The organism is Streptomyces sp. NPDC019531, assembly GCF_044903305.1.
GTDB lineage: Bacteria > Actinomycetota > Actinomycetes > Streptomycetales > Streptomycetaceae > Streptomyces.
In genome coordinates this window covers 39322-58334 of sequence record NZ_JBJDQL010000033.1, presented here as the reverse complement: position 1 = coordinate 58334, position 19013 = coordinate 39322, and the positions used below count along the sequence as shown (strand labels likewise).

The following is a 19013-nucleotide window of genomic DNA, read 5'->3' as shown; positions in this document are numbered from 1 at the left end:
GGGGGGGGGTGACCCCCGGACCCCCAGCCGCCTCTGCCGCATCCCGGTCTGGTCCGTGCGCCGGAGTGGGTCCTCTCAACGGGGAAGGCCCCCCGTTTCCACGAGGGGCCTTCAGTTGTCTGTGCGCCGCCAGGGACTCGAACCCCGGACCCGCTGATGCTGTGTCTTCCCGGGGGGGGTGACCCCCGGACCCCCAGCCGCCTCTGCCGCATCCCGGTCTGGTCCGTGCGCCGGAGTGGGTCCTCTCAACGGGGAAGGCCCCCCGTCTTCACGAGGGGCCTTCAGTTGTCTGTGCGCCGCCAGGGACTCGAACCCCGGACCCGCTGATGCTGTGTCTTCCCGGGGGATAACCCCCGGACCCCCAGCCGCCTCTGCCGAACCCTGGTCTCGTCCGTGCGCCGGAGCGGCTCCTCTCAACGGGGAAGGCCCCCCGTTTCCACGAGGGGCCTTCAGTCGTCTGTGCGCCGCCAGGGACTCGAACCCCGGACCCGCTGATTAAGAGTCAGCTGCTCTAACCAACTGAGCTAGCGGCGCCTGCTGACCTGCACGAGTCTATCGGACGAGGTGCGGTGCCCCGGACCGCTCCCGGGGGCGGCGTCGTACATCATTCGGACCGTCAGCATGCGCGGCCGGGGGACAGTTGGGAAAATGGGCGATGTGCACATTTGCGGACATTGCTACCTGGAGTGTGAGGGGCGTCGCATGGAGACTCCGGTATTCGAGGAAATCGATCCCGCGAACGACTGCGACTGCCCCGGATGCGTCCACTGGCGGCGTGTTCTCCCCCGGTCGGCCGGCGGCCACCCCGCGGCCGCCCGGGTCCTGATCCTCGCCGCCGCGGCCACCACCGCCCTCGGCGCGGTCCACACGGCCCCTGCCTTCGCCGCCCCCCACGCCCCCGCCCGGCCCGGCGTTCCCGCGGGTGACGAACCCGACACCCCGCAGGGAGGCAAGGCCCCGCTGCACGGCCCCGGCGGAAAGCCGACGGCCGTCAGGACACCGGCCACCACCCGCGCCGACATCATCAGGCGGGCCAAGCAGTGGGTCGCCGCGAGGGTGCCGTACAGCATGTCCGAGTACTGGGGCGACGGCTACCGGCAGGACTGCTCGGGCTTCGTGTCCATGGCCTGGAGCCTGCCGGGCAACGAGTGGACGGGCAGTCTCGACGAGTACGGGGTGCGGATCGCCAAGGACGACCTGCAGCCCGGCGACATCCTGCTCTTCCACAACCCGGCGGACCCCGAGCAGGGCTCCCACGTCGTCATCTTCGGCGGCTGGACGGACTACACGCACACCTACTACTTCGCCTACGAGGAGACCCGCCCGCACGTCCGCAAGCAGGCCACCCCGTACGCCTACTGGAGCAACTCCGACGGGTACGTCGCCTACCGGTACAAGGGGCTCACGGGCGGTACGGGGGGTACCGAGCCGACCACCGAGCCGGACTCCGCCAAACCTGGGGGGCCGGACGTGACGCCCTACCCGGGGCCGGCCTACTTCGGTGCCGGGGCCGACAACAAGTACGTCACCCAGCTCGGCCGCATGCTCGTCGAGCGCGGCGCCGGGCCCTACTACACCTCAGGGCCCGGTCCCCGCTGGACGGAAGCGGACCGCAGGGCCACCCAGGCGTTCCAGCAGGCGCAGGGCTGGCGGGGCAGGGGCGCGGACGGGCTGCCCGGGGCGCGGACCTGGGCGCTGTTGATCACCGGCGGCGGCAAGGACATCACCGCGGGGGAGGCGCGGCCGTCGGCGCCCTCCTCGCACGGCCTACCCGGCTACCCGGGGCGGGCGATGTTCCGGCCCGGGGCGACCAACACATACGTGACCCAGCTCGGCGGACAGCTGGTGAAGAAAGGGTTCGGCAAGTACTACACGACGGGTCCAGGACCGCGCTGGGGCGAGTCGGACCGGCGCAACGTGGAGGCGTTCCAGCGCGCCCAGGGCTGGCGGGGCGGCGCAGCGGACGGCTACCCGGGGCCGGAGACGTGGCGACGGCTCTTCTCGTGAACCACCCGGCTCGTCATCACCTGTTGTGACATCTGGCGCGGAGGCTGGAGACACGCATGAGCACGACCACTTCACCCACACCGGAGTCCGAGGGGCACGCCCGCCCCGCCCGGCTCATCCAGAACGAGGCGACCACCGAGATCCCGGTCCATCTGCTGTTCCGCGACGAACCGGATCCGGTGTCGGTACCGCTGAAGCCCGCGGTGGTGGCCCGTCGGCAGGGCACCGGGGAACAGCCCCGTCTGCACAGGCCCGCCCAGGCCGCCCCGCGACCCGCCCCCGAGGTCGACCCCGAACTCGCCGAACGCCCCGCCCGCGTGCTGCCGGGCCCGGCGGGCGTCCTCGCCGGTGCCTGCGGTCTGGCCGGGTGCGCGGTCACCTCGTGGTGGGCGGGTCTGCTGCCACCGCTCGCCCTGGAGGCGCTCCGGATGCCGTCGTACGTGGGAGCGGGCCTCGGTCCGGCGCAGTGGGCTGCGTACGCCGGGTCCGGCGCCCTCGGCCTCTTCGGCTTCGGCGGGTTGGCCCGGGGCCGGACCGGACGCGCCTGGGTGCTCGGTCTGTTCGGCCGCTACCGGGGGACCGTCCGGCGCACCGGGCTGATGTGGGTCAACCCGCTGCTGCTGCGCCGCCGGGTCGACGTACGGCTGCGACACTGGCGCGGTGAGCCGTTGCCGGCCGCCGACGCGAGCGGGGTCGCGCTCCGGGTCGTCGTCCTCGTGGTGTGGCGGGTGCGGGACACCGCGCGGGCCACGCTGGGCGTCGACGACCACGAGACCTATCTGCGTGAGTGCGTCGAGGCCGCGCTGGCCCGCGTCCCGGTGGAGGCGCCGGGTTCGGGGCGGGGCTCCGCCGACGCGACGGGCGAGGCGCTGACCCGGCTGGTGGCCGCGGAGGCCGCGCCCGTGGGCGTCGAGGTGTTCTCGGTCCAGCCGCTGCGCGTCGAGTACGCCCCCGAGGTCGCCGCCGCGATGCACCGCCGCCGGATCGCCGCGCTGGACGCCCAGCACCGGTCGAGCGTGCTGACGTCGGTCGTGGACTCGGTGGAGGACACGGTGACCCGGCTGACCATGCGGGGCCTGGTGGAGCTGGACGACTACGAACGCAAGGCGCTGGTGAAGGACTTGACGGTGGCGTTCTGCTCGGGGCGTGGAGAGGCGGGTTCGTGACTGGTATGGACATGCTCAAGTAACGGTAATAATCTGAGACTTGGTCTAGACCTGCAAGCTCACTGAACCTCCCCACGTTTCCAGGAGCGGCAGTATGCGCAGAAGGGCCAAGTGGTACGCCACCGCACTCGGACTCACGACCGCGGGCACTCTCGTCCTCTCCACCGGAGGTGCCAGCGGCCACGGGTACACCGACCTCCCCATCAGCAGGCAGAAGCTCTGCCAGAACGGCACCGTGACGAACTGCGGCGACATCCAGTGGGAGCCGCAGAGCGTCGAGGGCCCCAAGGGCTTCCCGGCCGCAGGACCGGCCGACGGCCAGATATGCAACGGCGGCGTGAGCCGCTTCAGCCAGCTCAGCGCACCGAGGACACCGGCGGGCACCGCCTGGCCGGCCACGAAGGTGACGGGCGGTCAGAGCTACACGTTCCGCTGGCAGTTCACCGCCATGCACGCCACGACCGACTTCAAGTACTACGTCACCAAGGCGGGCTGGAACCAGAACCACAACCTGGCCCGTTCCGACCTCAACCTCACCCCGTTCCTGACCGTCCCCTACAACGGTCAGCGACCCCCCTCCACCCTCTCCCACAGCGGCACCCTGCCGTCCGGGCTCAGCGGACGGCACGTCATCGTCGCGGTGTGGACGGTGGCCGACACGACGAACGCGTTCTACGCCTGCTCGGACGTCACGTTCTGAGCATCGCTTGAGACAGTCCAGGCGTCCCCCGGGGTAGGTTCCCCACACGATCAGCACCTGACCTCGGGGGATGCACCATGGACACCTTCCACTTCCTCTTCTACCTCGCTCCCGGCCTGATCATCGCCATGGCCCTGTGGATGGCCTTCACCGTGCTGCGACGCTGGTCCCGGCTGCGTGGCGCCTGGAACAGCGGACTGACCGCCGAGGCGCGCTGTCTGCGCACCTACACGACGACCCGCGGCGGCGGTGGCGACAGCGCGGTGAGCACGACCCTGCACCACGTCTACGAGTTCACCACCCGCGACGGCCAGGTCGTCCGCTTCGAGGAGTCCGGCGGCCCCGGAACCGTCATCGAGGGCGACATCGTCACCGTCCACCACACCGCGGGCCCCGATGTCGTCGCCACCGCCCATGTCCCGGGCCGCGCCAGGGACGTGGTGGGCGCGCTGGGTGTGCTCGCCTTCCTCGGCGTCATCGTGGTGTTCTGCGTCGGCTTCATGGTCTCCGTCGCCGAGGTCTCCTCAGCTCTCCACATCTGACGAGCCGTCAACTACCGTGCGCCTCCATGGACTCCAGGAGGCGTACGGTCGCTGAGCTCGTCGTCGGGCGGTGGGGTGACCACCGGCCCGGGCTGTGGTTCGAGGGGAGCACGCTCACCCATCACGAGGTCGCGGCCGGCGCCGCCGCCCGGGCGGCACTGCTCGCCGAGCTGCTGCCACCCGGTGCCCATATCGGCGTCCTCCTCGACAACACCCCTGAATACCCCTTGTGGTTGAGCGCCGCCGCCCTGGCCCGCTCGGCCGTCGCCGGTATCAACCCCACCCGCCGCGGTCCCGAACTCGCTCGCGACATCCTGCACACCGAGTGCCGCCTGCTGATCACCGAACCGTCCCAACTCCCCTTGCTGCGCGGCCTGGACCTCCCCGGCGTCCGCCTCCTGGTGACCGGCACCGAGGAGTACGACACCCTGCTCGCGCCCTACGCCGGTGCCGAACCGGACGCCTCCCGCGCCACCCCGGACGACCGGCTGCTCCTCTACTTCACCTCCGGCTCGACCGGCGCCCCCAAGGCCGCGCTCTGCTCCCAGGGCCGCCTGGCCGCCGCCGGGCGCTCGCTGGCCGATCAGTTCCGGCTCGGCCCGGACGGGGTGCACTACGTCTGCATGCCGATGTTCCACGGCAACGCGGTCATCGCCGACTGGGCGCCCGCGCTGGCGAGCGGGGCGGGAGTCGCACTCCGGCGCAGGTTCTCGGCGTCGGGGTTCCTGACGGACGTACGGGAGTTCGGGGCGACGTACTTCACCTATGTCGGCCGGGCGATCCAGTACGTCCTCGCCACCGAGCCGCGTGAGGACGACCGGGACAACCCGCTGCGGCTCGGCTTCGGCACCGAGGCCGGTGCCGTGGACGCGGCGGCCTTCGAGCGGCGGTTCGGGGTGCGGCTGGTCGAGGGGTACGGCTCCTCCGAGGGCGGCGCGGCGATCCAGTGGGCGCCCGGGACCCCGGAGGGCGCGGTGGGGCGGGCGGGGCCGGGGCTCGTCGTACTGGATCAGGAGACGTGTTCGGAATGCCCGCCGGCCGTGTTCGACGCGGCCGGGCGGCTGCTGAACGGGGACGAGGCGATAGGGGAGCTGGTGAACAAGGCGGCGAACCCCTTCGAGGGGTACTGGCGGAACGCGGAGGCGGAGGCCGAGCGGCTCCGGGACGGCTGGTACTGGACCGGCGACCTCTTCTACCGGGACACCGACGGCTACCTCTACTTCGCCGGCCGCACCGACGACCGGCTCCGCGTGGACAGCGAGAACCTGGCCGCCGCGATGATCGAGAACATCCTCGCGCGGTACGAGGGTGCGGTGGCAGTCGCGGTGTACGCGGTGCCGGATCCGGTGACCGGGGACCAGGTGATGGCGACGATCGCGGGGAGCTTCTCGCCGGAGGGCTTCGCTGAGTTTCTGCGCCGCCAGCCGGATCTGGGGACGAAGATGGCGCCCCGGTTCGTGCGGGTGGTGTCGCGGATGCCGGTCACGGCGACGAACAAGATCCACCGGGCACGGCTCAGGAAGGAGGGCGTGCGGTGTGCCGACCCGGTGTGGTGGCGGGCGCCGGGGGAGTCGACGTATCGCAGACTGCTCCCGGAAGACGCCGAAGGGCCTCTCGCTCCCACGAGAGACCCTTCACCGGTGCGCCGCCAGGGACTCGAACCCCGGACCCGCTGATGCTGTGTCTTCTGGGGGGTAACCCCCAGACCCCCAGCCGCTCTCAGGGGACGCTGGGAAACGCCGAAGGGCCTCTCGCTCCCACGAGAGGCCCTTCACGGGTGCGCCGCCAGGGACTCGAACCCCGGACCCGCTGATGCTGTGTCTTCTGGGGGGTAACCCCCAGACCCCCAGCCGCTCTCACGGGAGGCTGGGAAACGCCGAAGGGCCTCTCGCTCCCACGAGAGGCCCTTCACGGGTGCGCCGCCAGGGACTCGAACCCCGGACCCGCTGATTAAGAGTCAGCTGCTCTAACCAACTGAGCTAGCGGCGCATGACTCTCGCCGTCCGCCTCTCGGCGGCTGGCGACGAGAAAATACTACCTGGTCCGCAGGGGTGCTCGTGACCACCGTGAGCTGGACCCACCCAGGGGCGCGGGGAACTGCGCGACCGGCCCCCACGGACCCGCAGACGACCGACGACCTCCTGCCCTGCCGCCGGCTGCTAGATCGCCAGGGACAAGAGAACGGGGGCTGCTCCCCTGTTCAGGCGGTCCGTCGCCTGGCGCAGCCGATGTGCCTGGTCGATCGGGAGGGACAGGGCCAGGCAGCCCACCGACGACCCCGCCGTGATCGGCACCGCCGCGCACACCGTGCCCACCGCGTACTCCTGGAGGTCGAGGTGCGGGACCGTCGGCGGCTGGGCCTCCAGGCGGGAGAGCAGCAGCTTGTCGTTGGTGATGGTCCGCGAGGTGAGGCGGGTCATGCGGTGCCGGGAGAGGTGGTCCCGGCGGCCGTTGTGGTCGAGCTGGCTGAGCAGGCTCTTGCCGAGGGCGGTGGCATGGGCGGAGGAGCGGAAGTCCACCCACTCGTTGACCGCCGGGGTCGCGGGGCCGTCGGCGTACTGGGCGATGGTGACCTCGCCGTCGACGTACCGGCTGATGTAGACGGCCGCACCGATGGAGTCGCGCAGTTCGTCGAGGGTGCGCTGGAGCTGCTCGCGCAGGGCCTGGTCGCGGCCGTGGGTGGAGCTCAGCCTGGTCAGGGCCTCTCCCGACACATACGCGCCGTCGCCGACCTGCTCGACGTATCCCTCGCGGCGCAGCATCCTCAGGAGTGTGGTCAGCCGCTCGGGGTCGAGGTTGGTGGTGCGGGCGAGTTCGGTGTCGGTGACTCCGGTGGTGTGCCGCGCCACCGTCTCCAGGACGCGCAACGCGTCCTGGGCCGAGTGGTACGGCGCGGTCGGCTCGTGCTTCAGCGCCACGGTCTTCCCCCTGCGGCTCGCTCGGTGCACTACTACTGGGCAGTAATCCGGAAAGCGATCCCTCCCACGATAACCGTCAAAAGGCTGGTAGTGAGCGGCTGTTGACGAGATTCCGTCCCCGGGCCGGGCCTCTCAGCAGGGCCGCTGACACACTGGCATATGCCAGCGGCACCACCCGAGCCGGGGACCTCGTACATTGAACAGCGTTCGCTTCTTGAAGTCAGAGAACCGCGCTCAGAAATTCCCGGGTGCGGTCCTGCTCGGGGTCGCTGAAGATCTTCTCCGGGGCGCCCGACTCGATGATGCGGCCCGAGTCGAACATCAGGACCTGGTCGGAGATGTCCCGGGCGAAGTTCATCTCGTGGGTCACACAGAGCATCGTGATGTCGGTGGTGCGGGCGATGTCCCGCAGCACGTCGAGGACGCCGGCGACCAGCTCGGGGTCGAGCGCCGAGGTCACCTCGTCGAGCAGCAGCACCCGCGGCCGCATCGCCAGCGCCCGCGCGATGGCCACCCGCTGCTGCTGCCCGCCGGACAGCTGCGCCGGCCGGGCGTCGCACTTGTCGGCGAGCCCCACCAGGTCGAGCAGCTCACGCGCGCGTGCCTCCGCCTCGTCCTTGGACAGGCCGAGCACGGTCACGGGCGCCTCGGTGATGTTCCTGAGCACCGACATGTTCGGGAACAGGTTGAACTGCTGGAAGACCATCCCGATCTTCTTGCGCACCTCACGGAGCTGCTTCTCCGGCGCCGGGAACAGCTTCTCCCCGTCGACGGTGACCGTGCCCTCGTCGGGCTTGGTGAGCGTCATCAGCATCCGCAGGATCGTGGTCTTTCCGGACCCGGAGGGACCGATCAGCGTCACGTGCTTGCCGGAGTCCACGGAGAAGTTCAGCCGGTCCAGGACGGTGTTCGACCCGAAGCGCTTGGTCACGTCGTCGAAGCGGATCAGTTCGCTGCCGTCCACCGGCGGGTTGGCGTTGGAGTCGGGTTCTTTCATCAGAGGCGTGTCAGCGGACAAGGCGTCGCTCCAGGGCTCGTACGAGAAGGGAGGCCGGATAGGCGATGAAGATGAAGGCCACCCCGATCACGGTCAGGGGCTCGGTGAACTGGAAGTGCTCCTGCGCGAACAGCCGCGCCTCGCCGAGCATCTCCATGACGGTGATGGTCATCAGGATCGGCGTGTCCTTGAGCATCGCGATGACGTAGTTGCCGAGGGCCGGCACGACCCGGCGGATCGCCTGCGGCAGGATCACCGCGATCCAGGTGCGTCCCAGCGGCAGGTTCAGCGCGGTCGCCGCCTCCCACTGGCCGACCGGCACCGCCTCGATGCCGGCCCGGTAGACCTGCATCGTGTACGTCGAGTAGTGCAGCCCGATCGCCAGCACACCCGTGGTCAGCGCCGAGAAGGTCACGCCCCACTCGGGCAGCACGTAGTAGAAGAAGAACAGCTGCACCAGCAGCGGGGTGTTGCGGATGAACTCCGTGACCACCCCGACCGGCCAGCGCACCCAGCGGGTCGGCGTGCGCATCAGCAGCGCCCACGCCAGGCCCAGTGCGAACGAGATCAGCGATCCGAGGACGAGGATCTGCAGCGTGAGCAGCAGTCCGTCCCAGAAGCGCGGCATGAAGTCGGCGACAGCGCCCCAGTCCCAGGTCATCCGAGAGCACCTCCCGCGCCCACACCGGTCGTTTCAGGCCGGTGCAGTTCCTGGTCGGGGGTGCGCCCGACCTGCTTGCCCGTTCCGGCCTTGAGTTTGCGTTCCAGGCCCCGCATCAGCCGCGTCAGTGCGAAGGCGATCACGAAGTAGATGAGCAGCAGATACGTGTAGATCCCGGCGCTCTCCTGGAGCGCGAGCCGCACCAGGTTGCCGCTGAACGCCAGGTCGCCCATGCCCATCACCGACACCAGCGCGGTGCCCTTGAGCAGTTCGATCAGCAGGTTGGAGAACGGCGGGATCATCTCCGGCACCGCCTGCGGCAGCAGGATCAGCCGCATCCGCTGCCAGGGCGTGAAGCTCAGCGCGATCCCGCCCTCCTGCTGGGCCGGGTCGACCGCCTTGAGCGCCCCGCGCACGATCTCCGAGCCGTACGCCCCGTAGGTCAGCCCGAGCGCGAGCGTGCCCGCCCACATGGGCACCAGCTGCCAGCCGAAGGCCGGGGGCAGCACGAAGAACACCCAGAAGATCATCACCAGGGCGGAGGTCCCGCGGAACACCTCGGTGTAGAAGCCCGCGAGGAAGCGGACGATCCACAGCCGGTGGGTGCGCGCGACACCGACCACGAAGGAGACGGCGGCGGCCAGCAGCGAGCTGAACACCAGCAGCTGGATCGTCGTCCAGACGCCCTTGAGTACCAGTTCCCAGAGTCCTGACGTCATCCGCCGCACAACTCCTTCGCCGTGAGGTCGGTCATCTCGGCCTGGGTGAAGCCGAAGGGCTTGAGGACGCGGAACAGTTCCCCGCTCTTCTTCAGCTTCCGCAGCTCGACGTTGAAGGCGTCCCGCAGGTTCGTCTCGGTGCGGCGGAACGCGAAGGCCCCGCCGTCGACGTGCGGCTTGCCGCCCACGGTCGGGGTGAAGGCCTTGGTCGCCTCCGCCTTGGCCGACTTCTTCACCACCTCACGGGTGGTGAGCGCGGTCCCGGCGAAGACGTCGACACGGCCCGCCTCCACGGCGTTCAGCCCCGCCACCTGGTCCGGCACGATCAGGATGTCGCTCTCCTTGTACCCCGCCTCGACGGCGTACCCGATCTCGGCATAGCCGGTACCGGTGGCGAACTTCGCCTTCTTCTCGACGACGTCCTTGTAGTTGTGAAGACCTTTTGGATTTCCCTTGCGCACGATGAAGGAATCGAGCATCTGATAGTCGGGATCCGCGAAGATCACCTGCTCGCAGCGTTCCGGGGTGACATACATCCCGGCCGCCACGACATCGAACTGCTGGGAATTCAGCCCCGGAATGAGCGACCCGAACTCGGTCGGCACGGGCTGCACGCGCTCCACCCCGAGCCGCTTGAATATGACCCTCGCGAGTTCCGGCGCCTCGCCGGTCAGGTCGCCGTTCTTGTCGATGTATCCGAAGGGGATCTCACCCGCGATTCCCAGCCGTACGACACCTGCCGCCCTGAGCCGGTCGAGCAGTTCACCGCCGCCCGTGGTCGAGGCGGTGGCCACGCGTGAGCAGCCGGCGGCGCCCAGCGCGCCGAGCGCCGCTACCCCCGCGAGCAGCGACCGGCGAGTGGTCCCGGATATGTGTTCGCCATGTTCCAGTGGTGGAGCCATGGCGGCGCAGCTACCCGACCGGATGCGACTTATGCCGATCGATTTGAGCCCCGTTCCGCACGGAGGCCCTCTTGACCGCCGGGGGACCATGGAACGCATGGCTGACCGCTACATCGAAGTCTCGCTGGTCAAGCGCGGGATCACCGCCACGGCAAAGCTCCTCGACGACCGCGCGCCGATCACCTGCGCGGCCGTGTGGGACGCCCTCCCGCTCGCCGGTGACGTCTATCACGCAAAGTACGCACGCAATGAGATCTACGCCCTTTTCCCGCCTTTCGCGGAAACGGAACCACCCCTGGAAAATCCGACAGTCACCCCCATCCCTGGAGATCTCTGCTATTTCTCCTTCGCGGGCGCGGAGCTCGGCACCAAGTCCTACGGCTACGACCGCGAGGTCCGCGCGGGCACGACGCTGGTCGACCTGGCCCTGTTCTACGAGCGCAACAACCTGCTCCTGAACGGCGACGTGGGCTGGGTGCCGGGGATCGTGTGGGGGCAGGTCGTGGAGGGCCTGGACGCGATGGCGGACGCCTGCAACGATCTCTGGCGATCAGGCGCCCTCGGCGAGAGCCTCAGCTTCCGCCGGGCATAGCAACGGCTCGGCTCGGCCGCAACGGGAGCGGTTCCTTGACTCCTCGGCACCAGTTTCCGTGGCGGCGCGGCCGGTCCGGCAATCGGCGACACCAAGGTCGACCTGCTGCGGCTTGAGTTCAGGCGCCGGGGGCCATTGGCCGACGGCGGCCGTGACGACAGCTCGGCGGTGTTCTTCGGCGGCCGGGACGGTCGTACCGTGGTCGGTCTGGGCGGTTCCGCGACCCATGTCATCGGCTCACCCGCCCTCCGGCAACGCACCGCTCCCCTCGCCCTCGCTCCTGCCGGCGCTGGTGGCCGCACTGCGCCGAACCCCGGCCTCGCCGCCCGGGCTCCATCCCGAGGACCGGACGGCGCTCAGCGCGGCCCGCTACGCCGTGGGCCTGTGAAACCAGGGCCTGTCCGGCGGATCATGCGGGCATCGCGGGACCTGGCACGCGCACACCCACTGCCCTGAAGGTGTGGGCGCGCCCTTACGGCGGCCTAGGCGGGGGGCGCGATCCCCGCGGCCCCCGCCTCGTACAGCGCGTGCGCCGCCCGTAGCACCAGGTCGTCCCGGTGCCGGGCCGCCACGATCTGCAACCCCACCGGCAGGCCCCCGCCGTCGGTCCCCACCGGGACGGAAGCGGCGGGCTGCTGGGTCATGTTGAAGGGGTACGTGAAGGGCGTCCAGCCCGTCCAGCGGTGATGCCCCGACCGCCGGGGGACCTCCGCTCCCGCCTCGAACGCGGTGATCGGGAGGGTCGGGGTGACCAGCAGGTCGTACGAGTCGTGGAAACGGCCCATACGGCGGCCGAGTTCCATCCGGACGTCCACCGCGGCGAGGTAGTCCAGCGCGCTCATCCGCGCCCCCAGACCGCAGATCTCCCGCAGCCCGGGGTCCAGCAACTTCCGCTGGTGCGGCCCGAGATGCTGGGTCACCCGGGCCGCCCCGCTGAACCACAGGGTGTGGAAGGCGTCCACCGGGTCGGCGAAGTCGGGATCGGTCTCGGTGACGTACGCGCCGAGTTCGGCGAGGCGTTCCACGGCACGGCGGACCGCGGCCGCGACCCCGGGCTGTACGGCGACCTGGCCGCCGAGGGACGGCGAGTACGCGACCCTGAGGCCCCGCACCCCGCCCGGCAGAGCCGCCGTGTACGGGCCGGCCGCCGGGCCCAGCGCCGACCAGTCGCGGGAGTCCGGCACCCCGATGACGTCGAGCAGCAGTGCCGCGTCGGCCGCGTCCCGGGTCATCGGGCCCACATGGGCCAGCGTGCCGAACGCGCTCGCCGGGTACAGCGGTACCCGGCCGTACGTCGGCTTCAGCGCGAAGATCCCGCAGAACGCGGCCGGGATACGGACACTGCCCCCGCCGTCGGTGCCGAGCGCGAGCGGCCCCGCGCCGAGGGCCACGGCCGCCGCGGCACCGCCGCTGGAGCCGCCCGCGGTGCGCGTCGGGCCGTACGGATTGCGTGTCACGCCCGACAGCGGGGAGTCCGTCACGCCCTTCCAGCCGAACTCGGGCGTGGTCGTCTTGCCGAGGAACACGGCGCCCTGCTCCCGCAGCCGGGCGACGGACGGGGCGTCCTCGTCCCAACTGCCGGTCTCCGAGATCGTCTTGGAGCCCTTGAGGGTCGGGGCGCCGCGCATCAGCAGGATGTCCTTCACCGTCACCGGTACGCCGTCCACCGCTCCGGTCGGCTCCCCGCGTCGCCACCGGTCGGCCGAGGCGCGGGCCTGCGCCAGGGCCTCCTCGCCGGTCAGGCGCACGAACGCGGTCACCTCCGGCTGGATCCGCTCGGCCTGCTCCAGAGCCGCCCGGGTCGCTTCAACGGGGCTGAACTCGCCCTTGCGGTAGCCCTCGACGAGTTGTACGGCGGTCAGTCCGGTGAGGTTGAGGTTGAGGTCCTGCATGTGGCCCCTCCGATCGACGTTCAGTGCCCTGGGACATACCCGCGTTGCTTGTCGACCACGTTCGTCAGCGATCTGCCCGCCGCCCAGCGGTCGTACAGCTCGATGAACTGCGTGCCGAGTTCATCGCGCCAGCCGACCGTGTCGCCGCTCATGTGCGGGGACACGATCAGACCCGGGACCCGCCACAACGGGCTGTCGGGCGGCAGGGGTTCGGTGTCGAAGACGTCCAGGGCGGCCCCTGCGATCCACCGCTTGGACACCGCCTCCACCAGCGCGTCCTCCACCACCAGCTGTCCCCGGCCGATGTTGATGAACCGGGCGGAGGGCTGCATCATCCCGAAGCGGCGGGCGTCGAACATGCCGTGGGTGTCCGCGGTGAGCGGGGCGGCCGCGATCACCCAGTCCGCGCGGGCCATCAGACGGTCGAGGTCGTCCGGTCCGTGGATCCCCGTGCGGGAGCGGCGGCCGACCAGGGCGGTGGTGATGCCGAGTGCCTTGAGGGTGGTGACGATCGCCCGGCCGATGGGCCCGGAACCGACAACGCACGCGCGCGTGCCGGCCACCCGCTGGGACTCCCGGTGCCGCCACACGCCCTCCCGCTGCAGCTCAAGCGTCCGGGGCAGGTCCTTGGCCATCGTCAGGACCAGCGCGGCGACGTACTCGGCGATCGGCTGGTCGAAGACTCCGCGGGCGTTGGTCACCACCGTGTCGGAGACGGCGAGTTCAGGGCACATCAGGTGGTCCACGCCCGCGCTCGCCGTGTGCACCCAGCGCGGCCTCGGACCCTCGCCCGGCCATGCGTCACGGACCGCGGTGGAGGTGAAGTCCCAGACCAGCAGCACGTCGGCGGACGGCAGCCGCTCGGCGAGCGTGGTCTCGTCCGCGTGCTCGATCCGGGCCCGGCCGGTGAGGCTGCCCAGGCGCGGCAAGGGGTCGGCGTCGAGGACGAGGAGGGTGGGGACGGGCGCGGGGGCGGACATCGAGGCACCGTTTCTGCGGAGAACTTCGCGGGTGTGGTTTCTGCTCGTTTCAGCGGGGTGGCCGACCAATTTCTGCCGGATTCCGGGACGCGGCCGAGTGTCTGACGTGGGAGGAAACACCGGCGGGTACTCCGGTGTGACGTGAGCGTGACATGGGCGGATTGACCACGCTCGCACCCGAACCTACCTTCGTCAACACGGGCGTTGCGCACGTTCCGCTGTCCCCCCGTCTCTCACCGTGAGGCCGGTCCCTGCCATGGACGTTTCCTTTCTAGGTGGTCCGCGCCCGCAGCGCGGTGTCGGTGTCGTCGCCCCCTTCGACTTCGCGCTGGATCGTGAGCTGTGGCGCTGGGTCCCCGACGAGATCTCGCTCCATCTGACCCGCACCCCGTACGTCCCCGTCGAGGTCAGCCTCGACCTGGCCCGCCTGGTCAGCGAGCACGAGACCCTGCACGAGGCGGTGCGCACGCTCAACGCGATCGCCCCGGAGGTCGTCGCCTACGCCTGCACCTCCGGCAGCTTCGTCGGCGGGATCGCCGGGGAACGCGCCATGTGCGAGGCCATGACCAGGGCGGGCGCGGTCCCGTCCCTGACCACGTCAGGAGCCCTCCTGGACGCACTCGCCGAACTCGACGTACGCCGGGTGGCGCTGGTGACGCCGTACACGGTGTCGGTGACCAGGTCGCTGGAGGAGTACGTCGCCGAGGCGGGCGTCGCGGTCACCGGGTGCGCCTACATGGGCCTGACCCGGCACATCTGGAAGGTGCCCTACCGTCAGGTCTCCGAGATGGCCCACAAGGCGGTGCGGGGCGACGCCCAGGCGCTGTTCATCAGCTGCACCAACCTGCCGACGTACGACGTCATCCCTCAGCTGGAGGCGGAACTGCGCATCCCGGTGATCTCGGCCAACCAGGTGACGATGTGGGCGGCGTTGCGCCGACTGGGTACCCGAGCCGTGGGACCGTACCAGGCGCTGATCGACCCGGCGGCGAGGACCGGTCCCTTGCGCCCGGAGATTCCGGGACTGCCGGAAGTCCGGGGCCTGCCGGACGAAGAGCAGCAGCAGGAAGGCTGGACATGACCGCTCTCGGATTCCTCTACCCGGGCCACTCCGCCGAGGACGACTATCCGCGCATCGAACAGCTGCTCGGCAGCGACATCCGCCTGGACGTGGTCCACACCGACATCGGCACGGACGCCCACCGCGTGGACGCCCTCCTGGAGATGGGTTCGGCCGCGCGGCTCGCCGCGGGCGTCGAGGAACTGCGCATGTCGGGAGCCGAGTCCGTCGTCTGGGCCTGCACCAGCGGAAGTTTCGTCCACGGCTGGGAGGGCGCCCACGAGCAGGTCCGCACCCTGGCCCGCGCGGCCGGCATGGCCGCCTCCTCGACGTCCTTCGCCTTCGTGCACGCGGCGAGGGAGATCGGGGCCGGGCGGGTGGCCGTCGCGGCGACCTACCCGGACGACGTGGCGGGCCTGTTCGCGGAGTTCCTGCGGGCAGGCGGGGTCGAGGTCCTCCAGGTCCGCGGCGCCGGGATCATCACCGCCGCGGAGGTCGGCACCTGGGGCGAGGAGGAGATCTTCGCGCTGGCCCGGGCGGCCGACACCCCGGACGCCGACGCGGTCCTCCTCCCGGACACGGCCCTCCACACGGCGACCCACATCCCGGCCCTGGAGAAGGACCTCGGCAAGCCGGTCCTCACGGCGAACCAGGTCACGGTCTGGGAGGCGCTCAGGCTGACGGACCGCCGTGTGAACGCACCGGCACTGGGGGCGCTGTTCACGAAGGAGCCGATCGTCCAGGTGTGAGTCCCGGGAATAACCGGGGAGTGCCTCCTGTTGTGCCTCAGCGCACCGGCGTCGTACATACCAGGAGGCACTCACCGTGGCGGCAGACGAGATCCGGGGAACCGCACAGGGCACCGCCCCCGTACCCCTCTCCGTACTGGACCTGGTCACCGTCGGTGCCGGACGCACGGCCACCGACGCCCTGCGCACCAGCGTCGCCATCGCCGAGCTCGCGGAGTCCCGCGGCTACCACCGCTACTGGGTCGCCGAGCACCACTCCATGCCGGGCGTGGCGTCCTCCTCGCCCGCGGTGATCCTCGCCCACCTCGCCGCCCGCACCAGCCGTATCCGGCTCGGCTCGGGCGGTGTCATGCTCCCCAACCACGCCCCGCTGGTGATCGCGGAGCAGTTCGGCACCCTTGAGGCGATGGCTCCGGGCCGTATCGACCTGGGCCTCGGCCGGGCCCCGGGCACGGACGGCGCAACCGCGGCTGCCCTGCGCCGCAGCGACCGGCTGCACGAGGGCGCCGACGACTTCCCCGAGCAGCTCGCCGAGCTCATCCGCTTCCTGGACGACGACTTCCCGGACGGCCACCGATACCGCCGTATCCACGCCGTGCCCGGCCCCATCCAGGCGACCTCGCCCGGTGGCGTCCAGTCCCCGCACCGCCCGCCGGTGTGGCTGCTCGGCTCCTCCGGCTTCAGCGCCCGCCTGGCAGGCTCCCTCGGTCTGCCGTTCGCCTTCGCGCACCACTTCTCGGCGCAGAACACCGTCCCGGCCCTGGACCTCTACCGCGAGTCCTTCCGGCCCTCCGCGGTCCTCGACGAGCCGTACGCCCTCATCGGTGTCTCCGCCCTCGCCACCGACGACGAGAAGGAGGCCCGCCGCCAGGTCCGCGCCGCAGCGCTCGCCATGATCCGGCTGCGCACCGGCCGCCCCGGACTGGTCCCCACCCCCGAGGAGGCCGAGGCGTACGAGTTCAGCCCCATGGAGGAGGAGTTCGCCACCTCCTGGAACGCCAACGTCGTCCACGGCACCCCGGACGAGGTCCGCTCCGGCCTCGACGACCTCCACAAGCGCACCGGCGCCGACGAACTGATGCTCACGGGCAACGCCCACGGCGGCGACGTGCGTCTGCGCTCGTACGAACTCGTCGCGGACGCCTACGGGTTGCCCACCGCGTAGGTCGGGGTCTCCATCAGCCCGGAGATACGATCCGGCGACACCGGCCGTGAGTACAGCCACCCCTGGCCGGTGTCGCAGCCGATGCGGCGCAACCGGGTGGCCTGGGCCGAGGTCTCCACGCACTCCGCGGTGACGGTGAGGCCGAGGCGGTGGGCGAGCTGGATCATCGCCTCGACGACGACCTCGTCGGCCGGGTTGGGCGCGACGCCCTCACCCTCGTACTGGAAACCCCGTACGAAGGACCCGTCCAGTTTCAGGACGGACACCGGCAGGCGGCTCAGGTAGGCGAGGTTCGAGTAACCCGTGCCGAAGTCGTCGATCGCGATCCCGACGCCCATGTCGCTCAGCGCCTGCAGGGCCTGCAGCGGGCGGCCCGCCGAGCCCATCACCGCCGACTCGGTGAGTTCGAGCTGGAGCAGGTGCGGGGCCAGGCCGGTCTCCGCGAGGGTCTTGGCCACGTCCGCGACCAGGTCGGAGTCCCAGACCTGGCGGACCGCCACATTGACGCTGACGAAGATCGGCGGCTCGTCGGGGTGGTCCAGCTGCCACTGACGGGCCTGCCGGCAGGCGGTGGCGAGAATCCAGCGGCCGAGCGGAACGATCGAGCCGTCCTCCTCGGCCAGTGCGATGAACCGATTCGGCGTCAGCATTCCGAACTGCGGGTGGTTCCATCGCACCAGCGCCTCGACCCCGCGCAGCCGGCCGTCCTCCATGCCCACCAGCGGCTGGTACTCCAGCTGGAACTCGCCGCGCTCGATGGCCGGGCGGAGCGTGGAGGCGAGGGCCTGGCGGGTCACGCGATGGGCGTTGCGCTCGGGGTCGAAGAGGGTCCAGCGGTCCCGGCCGTCGGCCTTGGCCCAGTACAGCGTGGTGTCGGCGGCCTGCATCAGACCCGTGGCCGAGGTGCCCTCCGCCTGCCGTTCCACGACCCCGATCGACGCGGAGACCGACAGCCGCCGGGCGGAGATGTCGAAGGGCGCCTGGAGCGCCTTCAGCAGCGACTCGGCGAGGTCGGCGAGCTGTTCGGTGCCCGTGGAGTCCTCGACGAGCAGGGCGAACTCGTCGCCGCCCAGCCGCGCCACCAGGGGAGCGGTCGCCCGGCTGCGGCCCGCCTCGTCCGCGCAGTGCGTCAGTCGCTCGGCGACGGCGGCGAGCAGCCGGTCGCCGACCCGGTGGCCGAGGGTGTCGTTGACGGCCTGGAAGCCGTCCAGGTCCAGATAGCACAGGCCGATCCGGCCCGTGCCACCCTGCAGGTACGACTCCGGCTCCAGCGCGGCCGTCAGCCGCTCGAAGAACAGGGTGCGATTGGGCAGCCGGGTCACCGGGTCGTGCATCTGCAAGTGCCGCAGCCGCTCCTGGAGTTCATGCCGGGCGGTGATGTCGGCGACGGACAGCAGCACTGCCGGCGTCCCGTCGGCCAGCGGCGTGATCGTGATCTGCGCCCACATGGAGTGCCCGTCGGCATGCTTGAGCCGACGCTTGCAACGCAGCTTCGCCTGCCGGCCGCGCAGCACCTCGCGATAGGTGTGCCAGATGCGGGCGTCCGAGGTCAGATCCACCAGCTCGGCGGCGACGGCCCCGGCCAACTCCTCCGGTGCGGCGCCGAGCAGCTCGCCGAAGGCGGGGTTGGCGTCGACGACCGTGCCCTCGCGGTCCACCACCGCCATGGCCAGCGGCGCCGCCGCGAACGCGGCACGGTGCGCCGGAGCCTCCGTACGAGCAGGTGTCGTGATGTCACTCTCTGTTACGGCCGACCCGTCGAGGTCTGCCGCGGGCGCCGGCCCTTCGGGCGTTCCGTTCACCGCTAGCTCCCGCAGTGCACTCGATCGCTGTCCGCGCAGGAAAGTGTGCCGATCATAGAGGCTGCCCGCCAGCCCTTCCAGCCATTGCCCAGTCTCGTGGACCGGCAACCCCATCTGGCAGATCGTTTCTGCCCGCAGCTGGACGGGTTCTTCGGGCCCAG

18 protein-coding genes and 2 tRNA genes are annotated in these 19013 nt (G+C 70.8%); 10 read left to right on the top strand and 10 right to left on the bottom strand.

Annotated features, from left to right (window positions below):
- Positions 1-460: 460 nt before the first annotated feature.
- A tRNA-Lys gene (locus tag ACI2L1_RS31325) sits at positions 461-534 on the bottom strand.
- 168 nt (positions 535-702) lie between these two features.
- On the opposite strand from ACI2L1_RS31325, the gene ACI2L1_RS31320 reads away from it, so the two are divergent.
- The 5 genes from ACI2L1_RS31320 to ACI2L1_RS31300 all read left to right on the top strand — a co-directional run bounded on the left by ACI2L1_RS31320 (position 703) and on the right by ACI2L1_RS31300 (position 6091).
- Positions 703-2007 (top strand): peptidoglycan-binding protein, encoded by a 1305-nt coding sequence (locus ACI2L1_RS31320; protein WP_404742770.1) that lies wholly within the window; start codon positions 703-705, stop codon positions 2005-2007.
- A gap of 56 nt (positions 2008-2063) precedes the next feature.
- Positions 2064-3173 carry an SPFH domain-containing protein gene (locus ACI2L1_RS31315; RefSeq protein WP_404742769.1) on the top strand — a complete coding sequence of 370 codons (1110 nt, stop codon included), beginning with the start codon at positions 2064-2066 and terminating at the stop codon, positions 3171-3173.
- Between the two features lie 94 nt (positions 3174-3267).
- Entirely contained in the window at positions 3268-3873 is a 606-nt protein-coding gene (locus ACI2L1_RS31310; protein WP_404742768.1) for a lytic polysaccharide monooxygenase, read from the top strand.
- Positions 3874-3950: 77 nt separating this feature from the next.
- Positions 3951-4415: a hypothetical protein gene (locus ACI2L1_RS31305; RefSeq protein ID WP_404742767.1), complete on the top strand. Its 465-nt coding sequence runs from the start codon at positions 3951-3953 to the stop codon at positions 4413-4415.
- Between the two features lie 26 nt (positions 4416-4441).
- A complete protein-coding gene (locus ACI2L1_RS31300) occupies positions 4442-6091 on the top strand; it encodes a long-chain-fatty-acid--CoA ligase (RefSeq protein WP_404742766.1) in 1650 nt (549 codons plus the stop codon).
- Between the two features lie 239 nt (positions 6092-6330).
- Here ACI2L1_RS31300 and ACI2L1_RS31295 read toward each other — a convergent pair.
- The 6 genes from ACI2L1_RS31295 to ehuB form a co-directional block, all read right to left on the bottom strand.
- Positions 6331-6404 (bottom strand) — tRNA-Lys (locus ACI2L1_RS31295).
- Between the two features lie 170 nt (positions 6405-6574).
- Positions 6575-7333 carry an IclR family transcriptional regulator gene (locus ACI2L1_RS31290; protein ID WP_404742765.1) on the bottom strand — a complete coding sequence of 253 codons (759 nt, stop codon included), beginning with the start codon at positions 7331-7333 and terminating at the stop codon, positions 6575-6577.
- Positions 7334-7553: 220 nt separating this feature from the next.
- Complete coding sequence (ehuA, locus tag ACI2L1_RS31285) at positions 7554-8330, bottom strand: ectoine/hydroxyectoine ABC transporter ATP-binding protein EhuA (RefSeq protein ID WP_404742764.1); 777 nt, start codon at positions 8328-8330, stop codon at positions 7554-7556.
- A gap of 10 nt (positions 8331-8340) precedes the next feature.
- On the bottom strand, positions 8341-8991 hold the full coding sequence (gene ehuD, locus ACI2L1_RS31280) for an ectoine/hydroxyectoine ABC transporter permease subunit EhuD (RefSeq protein WP_404742763.1): 651 nt from the start codon (positions 8989-8991) through the stop codon (positions 8341-8343).
- Positions 8988-9710: an ectoine/hydroxyectoine ABC transporter permease subunit EhuC gene (gene ehuC, locus ACI2L1_RS31275; RefSeq protein WP_404742762.1), complete on the bottom strand. Its 723-nt coding sequence runs from the start codon at positions 9708-9710 to the stop codon at positions 8988-8990. Before ehuC ends, ehuD begins: the two co-directional genes overlap by 4 nt.
- On the bottom strand, positions 9707-10612 hold the full coding sequence (ehuB, locus tag ACI2L1_RS31270) for an ectoine/hydroxyectoine ABC transporter substrate-binding protein EhuB (protein WP_404742761.1): 906 nt from the start codon (positions 10610-10612) through the stop codon (positions 9707-9709). The genes ehuC and ehuB overlap by 4 nt, the downstream gene beginning before the upstream one ends.
- Before the next feature lie 97 nt (positions 10613-10709).
- Between ehuB and ACI2L1_RS31265 the strand changes: the two genes are divergently transcribed.
- Together ACI2L1_RS31265 and ACI2L1_RS31260 are read left to right on the top strand one after the other, a co-directional pair.
- On the top strand, positions 10710-11204 hold the full coding sequence (locus ACI2L1_RS31265) for a DUF3830 family protein (protein WP_404742760.1): 495 nt from the start codon (positions 10710-10712) through the stop codon (positions 11202-11204).
- Between the two features lie 226 nt (positions 11205-11430).
- Positions 11431-11592: a hypothetical protein gene (locus ACI2L1_RS31260; protein WP_404742821.1), complete on the top strand. Its 162-nt coding sequence runs from the start codon at positions 11431-11433 to the stop codon at positions 11590-11592.
- Positions 11593-11686: 94 nt separating this feature from the next.
- On the opposite strand, the gene ACI2L1_RS31255 is transcribed toward ACI2L1_RS31260, so the two are convergent.
- Positions 11687-13096 (bottom strand): amidase, encoded by a 1410-nt coding sequence (locus tag ACI2L1_RS31255; RefSeq protein WP_404742759.1) that lies wholly within the window; start codon positions 13094-13096, stop codon positions 11687-11689.
- A gap of 20 nt (positions 13097-13116) precedes the next feature.
- Complete coding sequence (locus tag ACI2L1_RS31250; protein ID WP_404742758.1) at positions 13117-14076, bottom strand: D-2-hydroxyacid dehydrogenase; 960 nt, start codon at positions 14074-14076, stop codon at positions 13117-13119.
- 256 nt (positions 14077-14332) lie between these two features.
- Here ACI2L1_RS31250 and ACI2L1_RS31245 point away from each other — a divergent pair, with 256 nt between their 5' ends.
- The 3 genes from ACI2L1_RS31245 (at position 14333) to ACI2L1_RS31235 (ending at position 17050) form a co-directional block, all read left to right on the top strand.
- On the top strand, positions 14333-15157 hold the full coding sequence (locus tag ACI2L1_RS31245; protein WP_404742757.1) for an aspartate/glutamate racemase family protein: 825 nt from the start codon (positions 14333-14335) through the stop codon (positions 15155-15157).
- Positions 15154-15885: a decarboxylase gene (locus ACI2L1_RS31240; protein WP_404742756.1), complete on the top strand. Its 732-nt coding sequence runs from the start codon at positions 15154-15156 to the stop codon at positions 15883-15885. The genes ACI2L1_RS31245 and ACI2L1_RS31240 overlap by 4 nt, the downstream gene beginning before the upstream one ends.
- Positions 15886-15961: 76 nt before the next feature.
- Positions 15962-17050, top strand: a complete 1089-nt coding sequence (locus ACI2L1_RS31235) for an LLM class flavin-dependent oxidoreductase (protein ID WP_404742755.1) — start codon at positions 15962-15964, stop codon at positions 17048-17050.
- On the opposite strand, the gene ACI2L1_RS31230 is transcribed toward ACI2L1_RS31235, so the two are convergent.
- On the bottom strand, positions 17029-18852 hold the full coding sequence (locus ACI2L1_RS31230) for a putative bifunctional diguanylate cyclase/phosphodiesterase (protein WP_404742754.1): 1824 nt from the start codon (positions 18850-18852) through the stop codon (positions 17029-17031). The genes ACI2L1_RS31235 and ACI2L1_RS31230 overlap by 22 nt on opposite strands.
- Between the last annotated feature and the right edge of the window lie 161 nt (positions 18853-19013).